The organism is Phyllobacterium lublinensis, from assembly GCF_020164435.1.
In the GTDB taxonomy this organism is placed as follows: Bacteria; Pseudomonadota; Alphaproteobacteria; order Rhizobiales; family Rhizobiaceae; genus Phyllobacterium; species Phyllobacterium lublinensis.
The window spans coordinates 138496-155496 of sequence record NZ_JAIUDQ010000011.1 but is presented as its reverse complement, the minus strand read 5'-3'; the positions used below and the strand labels follow the sequence as shown (position 1 = coordinate 155496).

General features: G+C 59.1%; 17 protein-coding genes. 8 read left to right on the top strand and 9 right to left on the bottom strand.

Translation table 11 applies throughout. The features are described 5' to 3' along the window. Positions 1-15 precede the first annotated feature (15 nt). Positions 16-711 (top strand): ligase-associated DNA damage response endonuclease PdeM, encoded by a 696-nt coding sequence (pdeM, locus tag K9U38_RS14895; RefSeq protein WP_224495142.1) that lies wholly within the window; start codon positions 16-18, stop codon positions 709-711. A 305-nt stretch (positions 712-1016) separates the two neighbouring features. Here the strand turns inward: pdeM and K9U38_RS14890 are convergent, their stop codons facing one another. After that, positions 1017-1478: an Lrp/AsnC family transcriptional regulator gene (locus tag K9U38_RS14890; RefSeq protein WP_224495120.1), complete on the bottom strand. Its 462-nt coding sequence runs from the start codon at positions 1476-1478 to the stop codon at positions 1017-1019. A gap of 121 nt (positions 1479-1599) precedes the next feature. Between K9U38_RS14890 and hppD the strand changes: the two genes are divergently transcribed. Genes hppD through K9U38_RS14875 form a run of 3 tightly spaced genes read left to right on the top strand, consistent with a single transcriptional unit; the run spans position 1600 to position 3381 of the window. Continuing rightward, positions 1600-2712 (top strand): 4-hydroxyphenylpyruvate dioxygenase, encoded by a 1113-nt coding sequence (gene hppD / locus K9U38_RS14885; protein ID WP_224495119.1) that lies wholly within the window; start codon positions 1600-1602, stop codon positions 2710-2712. Positions 2713-2719: 7 nt separating this feature from the next. Then, the gene (locus K9U38_RS14880; RefSeq protein ID WP_370631950.1) at positions 2720-3007 is read left to right on the top strand and encodes a type II toxin-antitoxin system Phd/YefM family antitoxin; all 288 of its coding nucleotides are present in this window, start codon (positions 2720-2722) and stop codon (positions 3005-3007) included. Then, on the top strand, positions 3004-3381 hold the full coding sequence (locus K9U38_RS14875) for a type II toxin-antitoxin system VapC family toxin (RefSeq protein ID WP_224495118.1): 378 nt from the start codon (positions 3004-3006) through the stop codon (positions 3379-3381). The genes K9U38_RS14880 and K9U38_RS14875 overlap by 4 nt, the downstream gene beginning before the upstream one ends. 4 nt (positions 3382-3385) lie before the next feature. On the opposite strand, the gene maiA is transcribed toward K9U38_RS14875, so the two are convergent. Genes maiA through hmgA form a run of 3 tightly spaced genes read right to left on the bottom strand, consistent with a single transcriptional unit; the run spans position 3386 to position 6352 of the window. Beyond that, positions 3386-4033, bottom strand: coding sequence for a maleylacetoacetate isomerase (maiA, locus tag K9U38_RS14870; protein ID WP_224495117.1), 648 nt, complete (start codon positions 4031-4033; stop codon positions 3386-3388). Continuing rightward, positions 4023-5036 (bottom strand): fumarylacetoacetate hydrolase family protein, encoded by a 1014-nt coding sequence (locus K9U38_RS14865; protein ID WP_224495116.1) that lies wholly within the window; start codon positions 5034-5036, stop codon positions 4023-4025. Before K9U38_RS14865 ends, maiA begins: the two co-directional genes overlap by 11 nt. Then, positions 5033-6352 carry a homogentisate 1,2-dioxygenase gene (hmgA, locus tag K9U38_RS14860; RefSeq protein ID WP_224495115.1) on the bottom strand — a complete coding sequence of 440 codons (1320 nt, stop codon included), beginning with the start codon at positions 6350-6352 and terminating at the stop codon, positions 5033-5035. Before hmgA ends, K9U38_RS14865 begins: the two co-directional genes overlap by 4 nt. Positions 6353-6485: 133 nt before the next feature. Between hmgA and K9U38_RS14855 the strand changes: the two genes are divergently transcribed. From K9U38_RS14855 to K9U38_RS14845, 3 genes are all read left to right on the top strand, one after another. After that, the gene (locus tag K9U38_RS14855; RefSeq protein WP_224495114.1) at positions 6486-6938 is read left to right on the top strand and encodes a MarR family winged helix-turn-helix transcriptional regulator; all 453 of its coding nucleotides are present in this window, start codon (positions 6486-6488) and stop codon (positions 6936-6938) included. A gap of 77 nt (positions 6939-7015) precedes the next feature. Beyond that, entirely contained in the window at positions 7016-7243 is a 228-nt protein-coding gene (locus tag K9U38_RS14850) for a CopG family transcriptional regulator (protein ID WP_224495113.1), read from the top strand. Then, positions 7243-7677, top strand: coding sequence for a TA system VapC family ribonuclease toxin (locus K9U38_RS14845; RefSeq protein ID WP_224495112.1), 435 nt, complete (start codon positions 7243-7245; stop codon positions 7675-7677). Before K9U38_RS14850 ends, K9U38_RS14845 begins: the two co-directional genes overlap by 1 nt. A 6-nt stretch (positions 7678-7683) precedes the next feature. On the opposite strand, the gene K9U38_RS14840 is transcribed toward K9U38_RS14845, so the two are convergent. The 3 genes from K9U38_RS14840 to K9U38_RS14830 all read right to left on the bottom strand — a co-directional run bounded on the left by K9U38_RS14840 (position 7684) and on the right by K9U38_RS14830 (position 10811). Beyond that, positions 7684-8445, bottom strand: a complete 762-nt coding sequence (locus K9U38_RS14840) for an ABC transporter permease (RefSeq protein ID WP_224495111.1) — start codon at positions 8443-8445, stop codon at positions 7684-7686. Next, the gene (locus tag K9U38_RS14835; protein ID WP_224495110.1) at positions 8442-9368 is read right to left on the bottom strand and encodes an ABC transporter ATP-binding protein; all 927 of its coding nucleotides are present in this window, start codon (positions 9366-9368) and stop codon (positions 8442-8444) included. Before K9U38_RS14835 ends, K9U38_RS14840 begins: the two co-directional genes overlap by 4 nt. Before the next feature lie 222 nt (positions 9369-9590). Continuing rightward, positions 9591-10811 carry an MFS transporter gene (locus K9U38_RS14830; protein WP_224495109.1) on the bottom strand — a complete coding sequence of 407 codons (1221 nt, stop codon included), beginning with the start codon at positions 10809-10811 and terminating at the stop codon, positions 9591-9593. Between the two features lie 132 nt (positions 10812-10943). Between K9U38_RS14830 and K9U38_RS14825 the strand changes: the two genes are divergently transcribed. Beyond that, positions 10944-11771, top strand: coding sequence for an AraC family transcriptional regulator (locus K9U38_RS14825; RefSeq protein WP_224495108.1), 828 nt, complete (start codon positions 10944-10946; stop codon positions 11769-11771). Here K9U38_RS14825 and metH read toward each other — a convergent pair. Both metH and K9U38_RS14815 read right to left on the bottom strand, forming a co-directional pair. Continuing rightward, complete coding sequence (metH, locus tag K9U38_RS14820; protein WP_224495107.1) at positions 11756-15544, bottom strand: methionine synthase; 3789 nt, start codon at positions 15542-15544, stop codon at positions 11756-11758. The genes K9U38_RS14825 and metH overlap by 16 nt on opposite strands. 133 nt (positions 15545-15677) lie before the next feature. After that, entirely contained in the window at positions 15678-16868 is a 1191-nt protein-coding gene (locus tag K9U38_RS14815) for an aminotransferase class I/II-fold pyridoxal phosphate-dependent enzyme (RefSeq protein WP_224495106.1), read from the bottom strand. Positions 16869-17001: the final 133 nt, after the last annotated feature.

Here is a 17001-nt window from a genome sequence, read left to right as displayed (position 1 = left end):
CTGGCATTCCAGACGATGAAGACAGCTTTGCACGGGACGGCCGAACTGGTCGTCGCCGGGCATGGCGCCGTCTGCGATCCATCAGGTGCGCTCTATCTCGCCCATGACCGTATTCTCGTGGTTTCGGACATGCATTTCGAAAAGGGCTCGTCTTTCGCCCGGCGCGGCATGCTGCTGCCGCCCTACGATACGGCAACGACACTGGCCGCACTGGCAGCGGTCATAGCGCGATACAATCCTGCCTGCGTGATCAGCCTTGGTGACAGTTTTCATGATGGTGATGCGGCTGCCCGTCTTCCCGCAATCTATGCGGCGGAACTCTCCCTGCTTATGGCGGGACGCGAGTGGATCTGGATTACCGGCAATCACGATCCCAACCATCCGGCGGAACTGCCGGGCGAAACATTCACGGAGCTGGCACTCGGAAACCTGGTCTTCAGGCACGAGCCCTCGAAATCGCCTTCTCCCGGCGAGATAGCCGGGCATCTGCATCCGGCGGCCAAGGTGGTGCGACGCGGACAGTCAGTACAGAGACGCTGTTTCGTCAGTGACCGGTCGCGTATGATCATGCCGGCTTTCGGCGCCTATACGGGCGGGCTGAACATTCTCGGCCGGGCGTTTCATGGCATTTTCGACGCCCACGCCATTACCGCCTACATGCTTGGCCATGCTCGCGTCTATCCGATGGTGAGGAAGGCGCTGTTTCCATGAGGCTCACCAGCAAGTTGACGCGCAAAGGACAGACAACAATACCGCGAGCGGTGCAAATGTTGCTACGTTTGAGGCCGGTGACGCAATGGCTTATTTGATCGGCGTTGCGAGCGTGGCACTCACGCGGGCGGAAACCGCGCATGCGGGGCCTGACCCTACTTTCTGCCATCTTCCACTTCTCCGTCATCCTCGGGCTTGACCCGAGGACCCGCACTAGTCTCGAAGAAACACGAGCTCTGCGCAGCGATTCGACTATCCCAATGGATCCTCGGGTCAAGCCCGAGGATAACGGAGGGTGAGAGGGTTCAAATTGGCAAACGGCCGTCTTCCTTCAGCGTATCGAGGACAATGGCCGTCTTCACGTTCTGGACGGATTCGTGCGGAAGCAGCACTTCATTCACGAAGGCCGAGAGCGCACGCAGGTCAGGTGTGACCACTTTTATGAAGTAGTCCATCTCGCCGGTCAGCGCGTGGGCCTCCATGACCTGCGGCAGATTGGAAATCAGCTCGGAAAAGCGCCGGGCATTGTCGCGATTATGCGTGGCGAGCGTCACCGAGATAATGTTGACGATGCCAAGGCCAAGCTTTTCCCGGTCTATCTCCGCCCGGTAACCCCGAATATAGCCCTCCTCCTCCAACCTTGAACGGCGGCGCGAGCACTGCGACGGCGAGAGGTTGATCCGCTCCGAAAGCTCGTTGTTCGTCAGCCTCCCATCGTCCTGCAAACAGATGAGTATCTTGCGGTCTGAAGGGTCAAGTTGCGTCATTTGTGCATCCTTTGCAGTACATATGCGCATATCGTGCGAAAGTTACGCCACGAGAGCGCTGAAATGCAAGCACATTGCGGGCTTTTTGAGTGATAATGCGAGCAATTGAATGGAGGATGAGATGGGCCCGTTTCCGCATGACGCACCGAAGGCTGTAATCAGCAAGGACAACCCCGCCGGAACGGACGGTTTCGAATTTGTCGAATTCTCCCATCCGGAACCGGAAAAGCTGGAAGAGCTGTTTGTCCGCATGGGCTATGCACCTGTAGCGCGGCACAGGACGAAGAACATCACCGTCTGGCGCCAGGGCGACATCAACTATATCCTCAATGCCGAGCCCGGTTCACATGCGACCAAGTTTGTCGAGAAGCATGGACCTTGTGCCCCCTCCATGGCATGGCGGGTCGTCGATGCCGCACACGCCTTCAACCACGCGGTTGCCAAGGGTGCGGCTCCCTATGAAGGTGACGACAAGACGCTCGATGTCCCGGCAATCGTCGGTATTGGCGGGTCGATGCTCTATTTCATCGAAACCTATGGCGACAAGGGCTCGGCCTATGACGCAGAGTTTGAATGGCTGGGTGAGCGCGACCCAAAACCGGAGGGCGTGGGGTTCTATTACCTCGATCACCTCACCCATAATGTCTATCGCGGCAACATGGACAAGTGGTGGGCGTTCTATCGCGAGCTCTTCGGGTTCAAGCAGATTCACTTCTTCGATATTGCCGGCAAGCTGACCGGTCTCGTATCGCGTGCCATCACCTCGCCCTGCGGCAAGATCCGCATTCCGCTGAATGAATCGACTGACGACAAGAGCCAGATCGAGGAATATCTGCGCAAGTACAAGGGCGAAGGCATCCAGCACATCGCTGTCGGCACGGAGTCGATCTACGACGCGACCGACAAGCTCGCCGACAATGGCCTGAAATTCATGCCTGGGCCGCCCGAGACCTATTATGAGAAATCACACGATCGCGTAAACGGCCATGACGAGCCGATCGAGCGGATGAAGCGCCATGGCATCCTCATCGATGGCGAAGGCGTCATCGATGGCGGCATGACGAAGATCCTCCTGCAGATATTCTCCAAGACCGTGATCGGGCCGATCTTCTTCGAATTCATCCAGCGCAAGGGTGACGAAGGCTTCGGCGAAGGCAATTTCCGTGCCCTGTTCGAATCCATCGAAGAGGATCAGATCCGCCGGGGCGTTATCAAGATAGAAGCGGCGGAGTAGACCTACGCTGCTCCATTGCATCGGGCTCAAATATGACCTAAATTATAGTCATAAGGAGCCCGATCTGAATATTTCAATCGCAGAAGCCAAGGCCAAATTTTCCGAACTCGTCGCCCGTGCCCAGTCCGGTGAGGAGATTGTCCTGACGCGCCACGGCAAGGCCGTAGCAACCATCTCTCCCCTTCCCGGCCGCAATGCGAAGCCAGGAAGCCTGATCGGGGCGATGAAGGGGCGCATTGAGATTGCGGACGATTTTGACGACCTCAGCGCCGATTGGGACGACTACGTCAAGTGAGTCGCCCACTCTATCTCATCGATACCCACGTGCTGTTATGGGCGCTCGGCGATGATCCGCGGCTTTCAACAGCTCAGAGGACGATCCTGCAACGCGGTGAAGGTCTGATCGTAAGTTCAGCGACGATCTGGGAGATCGCGATCAAGCGGGGACTGGGAAAGCTCAGACTGGACGGCGATATCGTCGAGACGGTGAGAATGCACAATATCCCCTTCCTGCCAGTCAACGAGAAACACGCGGCACGCACTGAGCGAGTGGGCGACCGTCATCGCGATCCGTTCGACCGGGTTCTTATCGCCCAGGCACAGGTCGAAAACCTCACGATTCTGACATCGGATACGTCGTTCGCCCTGTATGACGTGAAGGTTGTCTGATGCTCTAGACTTCGGCCTTGACCCGGTCCGGATGTGCTGCGGTAAAGGCCTCGACTGCCTCGCAATGGTCGACAATGCCTTTGATGCGGAGCAGATGGTCGATTTCGGCACCCCATCGCCTGGCATTGTAGACCTGCGGCACCAGGCAGAAATCTGCCATGCCGGGAGTGTCCCCATGGCAGAAGGTGCCGGTGTCGGGGTGATCCAGCATGGTTTCGACGGCTGCCAGCCCCTCGGCGATGAACTTGCGCATCCAGAGCCCACGCGTTTCCTCACTGCCACCTGTCAACTCCATGACGTGCGATATGACGCCGAGATTGCAGACAGGATGGATTTCCATGGCAATGGCGTAGGAGAGTGCCCGCACGCGTTGGCGACCGACCGGGTCGGCTGGCAGAAACCCGGCATCGGGAAAGACTTCATCGAGATATTCGATGATCGCCAGTGATTGCGTCATCATGTGCCCGTCCATCGCCAATGCCGGTACCAGACCCTGCGGGTTGCGGGTGAGGTGGTTGATGCCCTTATGCTCGCCCTTGAGGAGGTCAACAGGCACCGTCTCATAGTCGAGCCCCAGGACATTGAGCGCTATCCGCACGCGATAGCTGGCGGAAGACCGCCAGTAATCATAAAGGATCGCTTTACCGGCCATATTGCACCACCTGCTGCTCGATGGCACCGAAGATCGAATGGCCAGCCTTGTCCTGCATCTCGATGCGCACGGTGTCACCAAACCGCATGAACGGGGTTTGCGGGGTGCCCCGATCGATCGTTTCGATCATGCGGATTTCGGCAATGCAGGAATAGCCGGCACCCCCCTCCGAGACGGGCTTGCCCGGCCCACCATCGAGCTTGTTGGATACGGTGCCGGAACCGATGATCGTTCCGGCGGCAAGCGGCCGCGTCTTTGCCGCATGGGCAATCAGCGCAGGAAAGTCGAAGGTCATGTCGACCCCTGCATTGGCGCGGCCGAACGGCCTGCCATTGAGATCGACGTTCAACGGCAAGTGGACCCGGCTGCCATCCCAGGCATCGCCGAGCTCATCGGGGGTCACCGCAGCGGGTGAGAACGCTGAAGATGGTTTTGACTGGAAGAACCCGAAGCCCTTGGCGAGCTCCGCCGGAATGAGTCCGCGCAGGCTGACGTCGTTCACCAGCATGATGAGGCGAATGGCATTGCGGGCCTCGTCGACCGTTGCGCCGGCAGGCACATCGTCAACGATCACTGCGACCTCACCCTCCATGTCGATGCCGTAGGCTTCATCGGCCATGCGGATCGGCTCCCGGGGGCTGAGAAAGCTGTCCGAGCCGCCCTGGTACATGAGCGGTTCGGTCCAGAAGCTTTGCGGCATCTCCGCGCCGCGCGCCTTGCGCACCAGTTCGACATGATTGACATAGGCCGAGCCATCCGCCCACTGGTAGGCCCGGGGCAGCGGCGACAGGGCGTCATGTTCGTGAAAGCGCTCCGTCGGGACTGCACCAAGTTCGAGGCTGGTGCTGAGTGCCTCCAGATGCGGGGCGATGCGTGCCCAGTTGTCGAGAGCTGACTGTAGCGTAGGTGTCAGGAAGGAGGCGTTGGTAAAGCGGGTCAGGTCCCTTGAGACGAGAACGAGTTTGCCGTCGCGCGTACCATTATCCAGGGAGGCGAGCTTCATTCGGACCAGTCTCCCTCGGGCGTGCCGTTAAAGCGCTTTCTCAGATCCTTCCAGCAATCGGCATAGTTGTCCTGAAGGGACTCCAGTTCCGAAGCAAAGCGGGTGAGGTGTTGCGGGAAGCGCGTCTCGAACATGAACGCCAATGTATTTTCGAGCCGCTGCGGCTTGAGCTCCAGCGTCGAAGCCTTGTTGAAGCCCATAGTGTCAGGGCCATGCGGCAGCATCATGTTATGCAGGCTCATGCCACCCGGCACGAATCCCTCCTCCTTGGCGTCGTACTGACCATATACCAGGCCCATGAATTCCGACATGATATTGCGGTGGTACCAGGGCGGGCGGAAACTGTGCTCGGCCACCAGCCAGCGCGGAGGGAAGATCACGAAATCCACATTGGCAGTCCCCTCCTCTCCGGAAGGCGCGGTCAGGACGGTAAAGATGGATGGGTCCGGGTGATCGAACAGGATCGCGCCGACGGGCGAGAAAGTGCGCAGGTCATATTTGTACGGCGCATAGTTTCCATGCCAGGCGACCACGTCCAGCGGTGAATGGTCCAGCAGGGTTTCATAGAATTTTCCGCACCATTTCACGTGCAGACGGCACGGTGCTTCCTTGTCTTCGAAAGCCGCAACCGGAGTCTTGAAATCGCGCGGGTTGGCGAGGCAGTTGGCACCAATCGGGCCGCGGTCCGGCAGGGCGAACTTTGCCCCGTAGTTTTCGCAGATGTAGCCGCGGGCCTCGCCATCCATTGCCGCGACCTTGATCACCATGCCGCGCGGCACCACGCAGATCTCCGAGGGTTCGATGTCGATGACACCCATCTCGGTGAAGATGCTCAGCCGCCCCTTCTCGGGTACCAGGAGCATCTCGCCGTCGGCATTGAAGAAGTAATCATCCTGCATGTCGCGGTTAATGGCGTAGACATGCGCCGCCATGCCGGCCTGGCCGTGCACGTCGCCGGCGGTAGTGATGGTGCGGACACCATCGATGAAACTGGTCGGTTCGGACGGCATTGGCGTCGGGTTCCAGCGCAGCTGCCCTATCGGCAGTTCATGATCGTCGAGATTGGGCGCGGTCTTCCAATGCGGGCGTTTGACCGGTGAGAAACGGCCGCTGTGCTTGACCGACGGCCGGATGCGATACAGCCAGGAACGTTCGTTGATGCCGCGTGGAGCGGTAAAGGGTGAGCCGGAAAGCTGTTCCGCATAAAGGCCATAGGCACAGCGCTGCGGCGAATTCTGCCCCTGTGGCAGGGCGCCGGGCAAGGCTTCCGTTTCGAAGTCATTGCCGAATCCGGGCATATAGTTGCTGGGCGCCATCACACATCCTCCTGCTTGACCTTTCTATAGTTCCAGCCCGATGGGCGACCCTAAGGAAGGTGTCCAATCAATTTAGTTGCAATTGTGACGATCTATTTTGTAACTATCAACCGCAAACGAGGATTTGTGCACGATGGTTGATGAGACGACCGAGAAACCGCCATTGATACTGGAAGACTTCCTGCCGTACCGGCTGAACAAGGCTGCCGAGGCGATCAGTCAGCGGTTCGCCGGGCTCTACCGCGACCAATATGGGCTGACCCGCCCGGAATGGCGTACGCTTGCCACGCTTGGCCAGTTCGGTGTTCTCACGGCCACTGCGATCGGAACGCATTCCTCGATGCACAAGACGAAGGTATCGCGGGCGGTGTTTGCATTGGAACAGCGATACTGGTTGCGCCGCAAGCGTGACGAAGCCGACCGTCGCATCGAGAATCTGGAACTGACGCCTGCGGGACGAAAGGTCTATGCCGATCTGGCAAAGGTAGCGCACGCATTCGAGGCGGAGCTTCTGTCCAACCTCGGACCGCACGGCGAAAAGGAGCTGAAAGCCGGTTTGGCTGCTTTGGAGGCCTACTTCAGGTAGGGCTGGCACTTGATATCGGTTGAGTGTGCGACTATCTTGATGACTGATGTTTGATGCGTGATGCTGGAGTCCAGAAAATGCGGACCACCTTGGCCATCGATGACGACGTGCTTGCCGCGGCGAAAGGACTGGCCGAACACCAGAATAAGACAATTGGCGAGGTCATATCGATGCTTGCCCGCAAATCCTTGCAGGTGCAAACCACCGGCTTGAGCGAGCGCAACGGAGTGCCGCTTCTTACTGTAAAGGATGGAACGCCGGTTACCATGGAGTTCGTCAATCAGCTGCGCGATGAACTGCCCTGATGACATTCCTGCTTGACGTCAATGTACTGATTGCGTTGTTTGATCCGGCACATATCCACCACAGTTCGGCACACGGCTGGTTTGCGGAAATTGGTCAAACTGCTTGGGCTACCTGCCCCCTTACGGAGAACGGCGTCATCCGCATTATTGGTGATCCGCGTTACCGCAATTCGCCCGGTACTCCAGCAGCGATTGCGTCGATGCTTACGGGATTATTGTCCCGTCCCGGCCATGTGTTCTGGACGGATAGCATCAGCCTGATGCAATCAAACTTGGTCGACCAATCGCGACTGCTGACATCAAGTCAGGTTACCGACACCTATCTCCTTGCACTTGCGCGGGCAAACAACGGCCAGCTTGCCACGTTCGATCGACGCCTTGTGACGGACGCCGTGCACGAAGGAAGCAGGAGCCTGCATGTCATTGAACGGTGACCTGCGCTAGCTCTTCAGCCGGTAACCCGTCTTGAATATCCAGCGCAGGATCAACATGCAGGCGAGGAGAAACAAGGCAGTTATGGCGAGGCTGGTGCCGATGTGGACATCGGAGAGTCCAAAGAAACTCCAGCGGAAGCCGCTGATCAGGTACACGACCGGGTTGAACAGCGTCACCGTCTGCCAGAAGGGTGGAAGCATGTCGACAGCATAGAAACTGCCGCCGAGGAAGGTGAGCGGCGTGATGATCATCAGCGGCACGAGCTGCAGTTTTTCGAAGCCATCAGCCCATATGCCTATGATGAATCCGAACATGCTGAAGGTGACTGCCGTTAGCACCAGAAAGAGCAGCATGACGAATGGATGCTCAATTCGCAGCGGCACAAACAATGATGCGGTGGCGAGAATTATGACTCCCAGGAGGATCGATTTCGTTGCGGCAGCGCCGACATAGGCGATAACGATCTCGACATAGGAAACCGGCGCCGAAAGCAGTTCGTAAATCGTGCCGACGAATTTCGGAAAGTAAATGCCGAAGGAGGCGTTCGAGATGCTCTGCGTCAGGAGTGAGAGCATGATGAGGCCCGGCACGATGAACGCGCCATAGCTGACCCCGTTGATCTCCGGGATGCGGCCGCCGATCGCCGAGCCGAAAACCACGAAATAGAGGCTGGTCGAAAGCACTGGCGAAATGACGCTCTGCATGATCGTTCGCCAGGTGCGGTGCATCTCGAACAGGTAGATTGCCTTGATGGCGTATAGGTTCATTTGCGTTCCCTCACCAGGTTGACGAATATGTCTTCAAGCGAACTTTCCCTGGTCTGGATATCCTTGAAACGCACATCTGCCTTGCCCAGATCCTGCAGCAATGCGGTGATGCCCGTACGCTCCTTCTGGGTATCGTAGGTGTAGATCAGCTCGCAGCCGTCGGGGGAAAGCTCCAGCCCATAGGCCGCAAGGGCCTCCGGAACGCTATCGCGCTTCTCCTGCAGATGCAGCCGAAGCTGCTTCTTGCCGAGCGAGCGCATCAGTTCATCCTTTTCCTCGACAAGAATGATCTCGCCGTGGCTGATGACGCCGATCCGGTCGGCCATCTGTTGCGCCTCCTCGATATAATGGGTCGTCAGAATGATGGTTACGCCCGATCCCCGCAGCTCGCGGACGACGCTCCACATGTCGCGGCGCAGTTCCACATCCACGCCGGCTGTGGGTTCATCCAGAAAGAGGATTTGCGGCTCGTGCGACAGGGCCTTGGCAATCATGACCCGGCGTTTCATGCCGCCGGAAAGCGTCATGAGCTTTGAGTCCTTCTTGTCCCACAAGGACAGTTCCTTCAGGATCTTCTCGATATGGCCCGGATTGGCGGGTTTGCCGAAAAGGCCGCGGCTGAAGCTGACGGTTCCCCATACGGTTTCGAATGCATCGGTCGTCAGTTCCTGGGGAACGAGGCCGATCTTCGAGCGTGCGGCGCGATAGTCCTTGATGACATCATGGCCATCGGCAAGGATTGTCCCCGACGTTGGATTGACGATGCCGCATATGGCCGAGATCAACGTCGTCTTGCCGGCGCCGTTCGGCCCGAGCAGGGCGAAAATCTCACCATGGCGAATGTCGAGATTAATGTTCTTCAGCGCTTCGAAACCGGTCGAATAGGTTTTGTACAGGCTGGTGACGGAGATGGCTGAGGACATGAAACTACCCGAGAGGATTTCGGTGAGGACGCGTGGTCACGCGTACGGCGAGATACCGCAGGAACGGCGTTCCTTATATGGGCACTTTCGAGAAAATTCAAACCAGCATCCTGACAATAAGCATCAGGAGCGAAAGCGAGTCCGCCGAAACAAGAACCCGGTGCTTGCCGGGTCCTCGCCTGTGAGCATCACATTTGGGCAAACCTGATCGTGTGCCTGGGCCTAGATTGCTACGGATTCGCCCCGCACTTCACGCATGCTGGGAAGGAAGATCGTCAGCAAGCCAAGGAATGGCAGGTAGGAACAGACCATATAGACATAATCGATTCCCTTGATGTCGGCGACGAAACCGAGCACCGCCGCGGCGATGCCGGCCATGCCAAAGGCAAAACCGAAGAAAATTCCGGCGATCATGCCGACGCGGCCCGGCACCAGTTCCTGCGCAAAAACGACGATCGCGGGAAAGGCTGATGAGAGGATGAATCCGATGAAGACCGTCAGGACGCCGGTCCAGAACAGATTCGCATAGGGCATGAGCAGCGTGAAGGGCAGCACCCCGAGGATAGAGAACCAGATGACTGCCTTGGTGCCGATCTTGTCGCCGATGGGACCGCCAAGGACGGTGCCGACGGCCGCGGCGCCGAGGAACAGGAACAGCATCATCTGCGATTGCTGCACGGATATGCCGAACTTGTGGATGACATAGAACGTGTAATAGCTCGAGATGCTGGCAAGATAGATGTTCTTCGTGAAGACGAGCAACGTCAGAATGATCAGTGAAATGATGACCTTCTTCCTGGGCAGGCGCAGGACCTTGCTTGCGGCGGGCCGGTTGGCGTTGGCAGCACGGTAACGCTGGTACCAGCTGCCGACCTGATACAGAATGATCATGCCGAGAAGCGCCGCCAGCGAGAACCAGGCGATACTCTGCTGGCCGCGGGGAAGCACGATGAAGGCGGCCAGCAAGGGACCGCTTGCTGTGCCGAAATTGCCGCCAACCTGAAAGAAGGACTGGGCCAGGCCATGGCGGCCTCCGGATGCCAGCCGGGCCACCCGCGACGACTCAGGATGGAAGATCGATGAGCCAATGCCAATGAAGGCCGCGCCGGCAAGCAGCATTGCATAATGCGTTGCGACGGACAGAAGGCCAAGGCCGACCAGCGAAAAAGCCATGCCGACGGGCAGTGAATAGGGCATCGGCCGCTTGTCGGTGTAGGTGCCGACGACCGGCTGCAACAGCGATGCCGTGACCTGGAAGGTCAGGGTCAGAAATCCGATCTGCTTGAAGTCGAGGCCATAATTCTGCTTGAGCATCGGATAGATCGCAGCCAGCAGCGACTGCATCATGTCATTGAGGAAATGGCAGAAACTCACCGCGAAAATGATCGCAAACACTGTGGATTCAGCGGAAGCCCGCTGGGCTGGCATGGCGGTATCAGTCATCTGGCGTTTCCAAATTGAACGTGAGAGCGCTGGCGCGTAGGCGCGCCGCTCTTCTCCAGTCACTGATATACTTGTTGCAGCAAACCTGCTTTCGTGGTTTGGTCCAGTTCTTTCGCGAGTGGGCCAAAAATTATGCGCTATGGGACTTTCGCGGCGCGTCATGCCGCAGGACTCGAACTGGAAAAGCAGCATCGGATGCGGCTCGACTGGTTGGAGAAGGCAGAGGGGGATGTCGTTGCGCTTGCGAGTCTTTATCCGTCCGGATTTCATATTCCGGATCACCATCATATCCAGTCGCAGTTGCTGCATGCCATAACCGGCGTTGCCATGGTCACGACGAAGTTCGGACGCTGGATGGTCCCGCCGCACCATGCGCTGTGGCTGCCGGCGGGGATCGACCATGCGGTGGACATGCTGGGCGATGTCGCCATGCATTCGATCTATGTCCGGCCCAACGCGGTCGAAGGTCTGAAAAGCCATCTGCACGTGGTCGGGCTGACGCCGCTGACCGACAGTCTCATTCGCGAAGCGGTGGCGGCGCCGCTGGATATGCAGGCCGACCAACGCATGACACTGGTCATGGGCCTGTTATTGCATGAGATTCCGAACCTCGAGGAACGGCCGCTGGGTCTTCCATTTCCTGAAGACCGGCGACTTGCCGCGCTATGCCGCGGCTTCCTCAGCGATCCCTCGCCCCATGCCAATATCGATGATTGGGCTGACCGGCTCGGCATGAGCCGGCGCACATTCACCCGCATGTTCCGCCGTGAGACCGGCCTCAGCCTTTCGACATGGCGCCAGCAGGCATGTCTCCTGTCCGCGCTGCCGCGCCTGACCGAAGGAGAGCCGGTGACCAGCGTTGCACTGGATCTTGGTTACAGCAGCGTGCCGGCGTTCACGACCATGTTCAAACGCATGCTCGGAGCTCCGCCACGCCACTATCTTCATTCCGCGGCCTGAACCCTGGGTGCCGGTACATAATTGAGGATGGGTCCCAGCCAGCGTTCGACCTCTGCGACAGGCATCGATTTGCGTGCCGAATAGTCTTCCACCTGGTCGCGCTCGACCTTGGCGACGCCGAAATAATAGCTGTCCGGATGGGCGATGTAGATGCCCGACACGGAGGAACCGGGCCACATGGCATAGCTCTCCGTCAGGCGAACATTGATGTTCGCCTCCGCATCGAGCAGCCGGAACAACGTTTCCTTTTCCGTATGATCGGGCTGCGCCGGATAGCCCGGTGCGGGGCGGATGCCGCGATAGGGCTCGCCGATCAGTTCCTCGGGTGAGAGGCTCTCATGGGGCGCATAGCCCCAGAACTCCTTGCGGACGCGCTCGTGCATCAATTCCGCAAAGGCTTCGGCAAAACGATCGGCCAGAGCCTTCACAAGGATGGAGGAGTAATCGTCATTGGCGCGCTCGAAACGTTCGGCAATGGCGATCTCCTCGATACCGGCGGTGACAACAAAACCGCCAACATAATCCTGCTTGCCGCTGTCTACCGGCGCAACGAAATCCGCCAGTGCCACATTTGGCCGGCCATCGCGCTTCGACAATTGCTGGCGCAGCGTGAAGAAGGTCGCAAGCTCCTTGCCACGGGCCTCGTCCACGAACAGGCGGATATCGTCGCCGACCGCCCCGGCCGGCCACAGGCCGATCACTGCCTTTGGATTAAACCATTTCTCGGCAATGATCTTCTGCAGCATCGCCTGCGCATCGTCGAACAGCTGGCGGGCGGCGGGACCCTGCTTCTCGTCTTCGAGAATGGCGGGGTACCGGCCCTTGAGCTCCCAGGTCTGGAAGAACGGCGTCCAGTCGATATAGCGGGCAATCGCGGCCAGATCGTAGTTCTCGAACACACGGGTCCCGAGAAAGCTCGGCCGTGGCGGTGCGTAGGAGGCCCAGTCAACAACCTGTGCATTGGCGCGGGCCTTGGCGAGGCTCAAGCGCTGCTTGTCGGCCTCATTGCGCGCATGGGCTTCTGCGACCTTCAGATATTCGGCCTGGATCGTCTCGACATAAGCAGGCTTGGACTCCAGCGACAGGAGGTTGGAAACGACGCCGACAGCGCGGCTGGCATCCGTCACATAGATGGTTTGCCCTTTATTGTAGCGCGGGTTGATCTTGACCGCGGTGTGCACGCGACTGGTCGTCGCGCCGCCGATCAGCAGCGGAATGTCGAAACCTTCCCGCTCCATCTCAGCGGCAACGTGCACCATCTCGTCCAGCGAAGGAGTGATGAGGCCGGATAAGCCAATGATGTCTACGTTCTGCTCCTTGGCCGTTTGCAGGATTTTGGCCGATGGCACCATGACGCCAAGATCGATGATCTCGTAATTGTTGCAGGCAAGCACGACGCCGACAATGTTCTTGCCGATATCGTGGACGTCGCCCTTGACGGTTGCCATCAATACCTTGCCGGCGCTTTCGCGCTGGCCCGAACCCCCATTGGCAAGCTTCTCCGCCTCCATGTAGGGCAGCAGCACGGCCACGGCCTGCTTCATCACCCGGGCGGATTTCACGACCTGTGGCAGGAACATCTTGCCGGCGCCGAAGAGGTCGCCGACGACATTCATCCCGGCCATCAGCGGGCCCTCGATGACGTGCAACGGCCGTTCTGCGGAAAGACGGGCTTCTTCGGTGTCAGCATCGATGAATTCGGTGATGCCATTGACCAGCGCATGTTCGATGCGCTTGGCGACGCTCCATTCCCGCCAGGCGAGATCGCGTTCCCTTGCCTCCTTACCGGCAGCACCCTTGTAGCGTTCTGCAAGATCGAGCAGGCGTTCGGTGGCGTCATCGCGGCGATTGAGAACCACATCCTCGCAGGCTTCGCGCAGCTCCGGGTCGATGGATTCATAGACCGCAAGCTGGCCGGCATTGACGATGCCCATATCCATGCCCGCCTGGATTGCATGGTAGAGAAAGACCGCGTGCATGGCTTCGCGCACCGGCTCGTTGCCGCGGAATGAGAAGGACAGGTTGGATATACCGCCGGAAATGTGCACATGCGGCAAGGTGCCGGTGATCTGGCGTGCCGCCTCTATGAAGGCGACGCCGTAGCCATTGTGTTCTTCAATGCCGGTGGCGACCGCAAAGACATTGGGATCGAACACGATGTCTTCCGGTGGAAAGCCTGCTTCCCTGGTCAAGAGCTCATAGGCGCGTGTCGAGATCGCGACCTTGCGTTCCAATGTGTCGGCCTGGCCATCCGTATCGAAGGCCATGACCACGACGGCCGCCCCGTAGGCGCGAACGCGCTTGGCGTGATCAATGAACGCCTGCTCCCCTTCCTTCATCGAGATCGAATTGACCAGGGGCTTGCCCTGCACGCATTTCAACCCGGCCTCGATGACGTCCCATTTGGACGAATCGATCATCACGGGCACACGGGCGATATCCGGCTCGGCGGCGATCAGGTTGAGGAACTCGACCATGGCCTTTTCGCTGTCGATGAGGCCCTCATCCATGTTGATGTCGATGATTTGCGCGCCATTCGCCACCTGATCGCGCGCGACGTCGAGCGCGGTTGCGAAGTCGCCGGCGGTAATGAGTTTGCGGAACTTGGCCGAGCCGGTGATATTGGTGCGTTCGCCGACATTGACGAATGCAATGTCCTTGGTGAGGGTGAACGGTTCAAGCCCCGACAACCGCATATGGATGTCTGTCTCGGGGATTTCGCGTGGGGCATATTTGCCAACGGCATCGGCAATCGCCCTGATATGTTCGGGCGTGGACCCGCAGCAGCCGCCGACGATGTTGAGGAGACCTTCCCTGGCGAACCCTTCAAGCTGCGCCGCCATTGCCTCCGGGCTCTCATCATACTGGCCGAATTCGTTGGGCAGGCCCGCATTGGGATAGGCGCAGACGAAGGTGTCGGCGACGCTGGCGATTTCCGCCAGATGGTCGCGCATGGCATTGGCGCCGAGCGCGCAGTTGAGGCCGATCGTGAACGGCTTCGCGTGGCGCACCGAATACCAGAACGCCGTGGGCGTCTGGCCGGAAAGCGTGCGGCCGGAACGGTCGGTAATCGTGCCGGAGATCATCACCGGCAAGGTGATGCCCTTTTCCTCGAATACTTCCTGTGTCGCGAAGATCGCTGCCTTGGCATTCAGCGTATCGAAAATCGTCTCGATGAGGATGATGTCGGCGCCGCCATCGATGAGGCCGCGTACCTGCTCGGCATAGGCGATGCGCAAGTCGTCGAAAGTTACGGCGCGGTAGCCGGGATTGTTGACGTCCGGTGAAATAGATGCGGTGCGGTTGGTCGGGCCGAGTGCACCGGCAACGAAACGACGCTTGCCATCCGCCTGTTCGGCCTTGATTGCCGCACGGCGGGCCAGGCGTGCGCCATCGCGGTTAAGTTCATAGACCACCTCCTCCATGCTGTAGTCGGCCTGCGCTATCGTGGTGGAGGAAAAGGTATTGGTTTCGAGAATATCCGCCCCGGCCATGGCATAGGCGTAGTGGATATCCTCGATGGCCTGCGGCTGGGTCAGGATCAGGAGGTCATTATTGCCCTGCAAATGACAGGAGCAGTCGGCAAAACGTTGGCCGCGGAAGCTCTCTTCATTGAGATTGAGGCCCTGGATCTGCGTGCCCATGGCACCGTCAAGGATAAGGATACGTTCCTTCGCCGCCTTGGTCAGGGCGGCGAAAACCTCCGAGCCGTCGCGCGGGGCGCCCATGGGCCCAAACAGGTTATCACCCAGACTTTCAACCGCAATATTCATAACAGAGCATGCCTCATGACCAATGATTTTGGAAGAGGCGGCAGGTTCACATAAAGATATGTTTATGTCAACAAATCAATTCTATTGGCGGCGAGAAATGTCGCAACTGGATAGGATGGCGCCCGGCCACGGCCTAGGTTGCGACTTCGCGGATTGCCCGCGCAAAGACTGGCAGGGAGCGCTCCACCATCCCGTCATTTGCCGTCAAGCTGATCCGCAGTCGTCCGGGCATTTGCGCAACGCTGCCAGGCAGCACCCAGACACCGTCGGTTGCCAGGCGGGCCGCAAAGGCCATGTCGTCCGGTATCGGAGAGCGCGGAATGAGATAGAAAGTACCTTCGGGCACGGGCAGGTCGTATCCCGCTGTCCGCAAGCCTTCAACCATGCGATCGCGGCGCCGCGCCAGCGCTACGACATCGATGCTGAGTTTCTCGAGGTCGGGCAGTGCCCGCTGCAGGGTACGACCGGCGAAGGCCCAGCCGTGTGAAACCTGCGCCATGTCGACAGCCTCGCGCAGCCTTATGCGATCAGCCTCGGGCATGTCGGCCCCAAATGCGAGCCAACCGAGGCGCTCGCCGGGCGCGAGCAAGGTCTTGCCGAAGGAATAGGCGATCAGCGTGTGCGGGTAGCTTTCGGCCGGACTGATATGGGCATGGCCATCGAACACAAGCCGGGCATAGGGCTCGTCGGCAAGGAGATAGATTACCTTGCCGAACCGTTCGGATGCGGCCGCGAGTCTTTCGGCGAGCGCGTCCAGCTGAGCGCGGGCAAAGATGCGGCCGGTCGGATTGTGCGGCGTGTTGACAACCACGACGCGGGTGCGCGGGGTGATCGCTGCCTCGATCCTTTCGAGATCGAGGTCATAGGTCTCCGGGACCAGGTCGACGGCGACAGGTGTCCCTGCCGCGCCGCGAATCTGGGCGCCATAGGCGAACCAGCCGGGACGCGGATAGATGACCTCCTCCCCCACCTCGAGCACCGCAAGCAGCGCGGCCGCTATCGCGCCGAACCCGCCGGCAGTGATCGCAATATCGTCTGGCCCATAGTCCCTGTTGCGCGCCTGGCTGAGCGAACGAGCTACCGTTTCCCGCGCCACGGTTTCATATTTTTTGTAACCGAACCAATGAACATCCTGCGGCTCGACATGGCGGGTCAAAGCATCGACAAATCCGCGCAACGGCATTTCTTGCGGATTACCGAACAGGAAATCGCAGGCGTCAGGCCCGAGGCCGTCGCCCTCCATGACCTTTCGCGCAAAATCCATGACTGTGTGCATTTCGTCGGTAACGGCGAGCATTCGGCTGGACACGGTGGCGATTGGCATGGCGCACTCCCCCTGCTAAGGGCGGCGCATGTCCCCTCGACCAAACCGCCCCTTGCCCACATTACTATTTTTGGTTGCATGCGCGTAGCAGAAAGTTCTTGCACATTCTGGATGCGCAATCTGCGCGGGACCG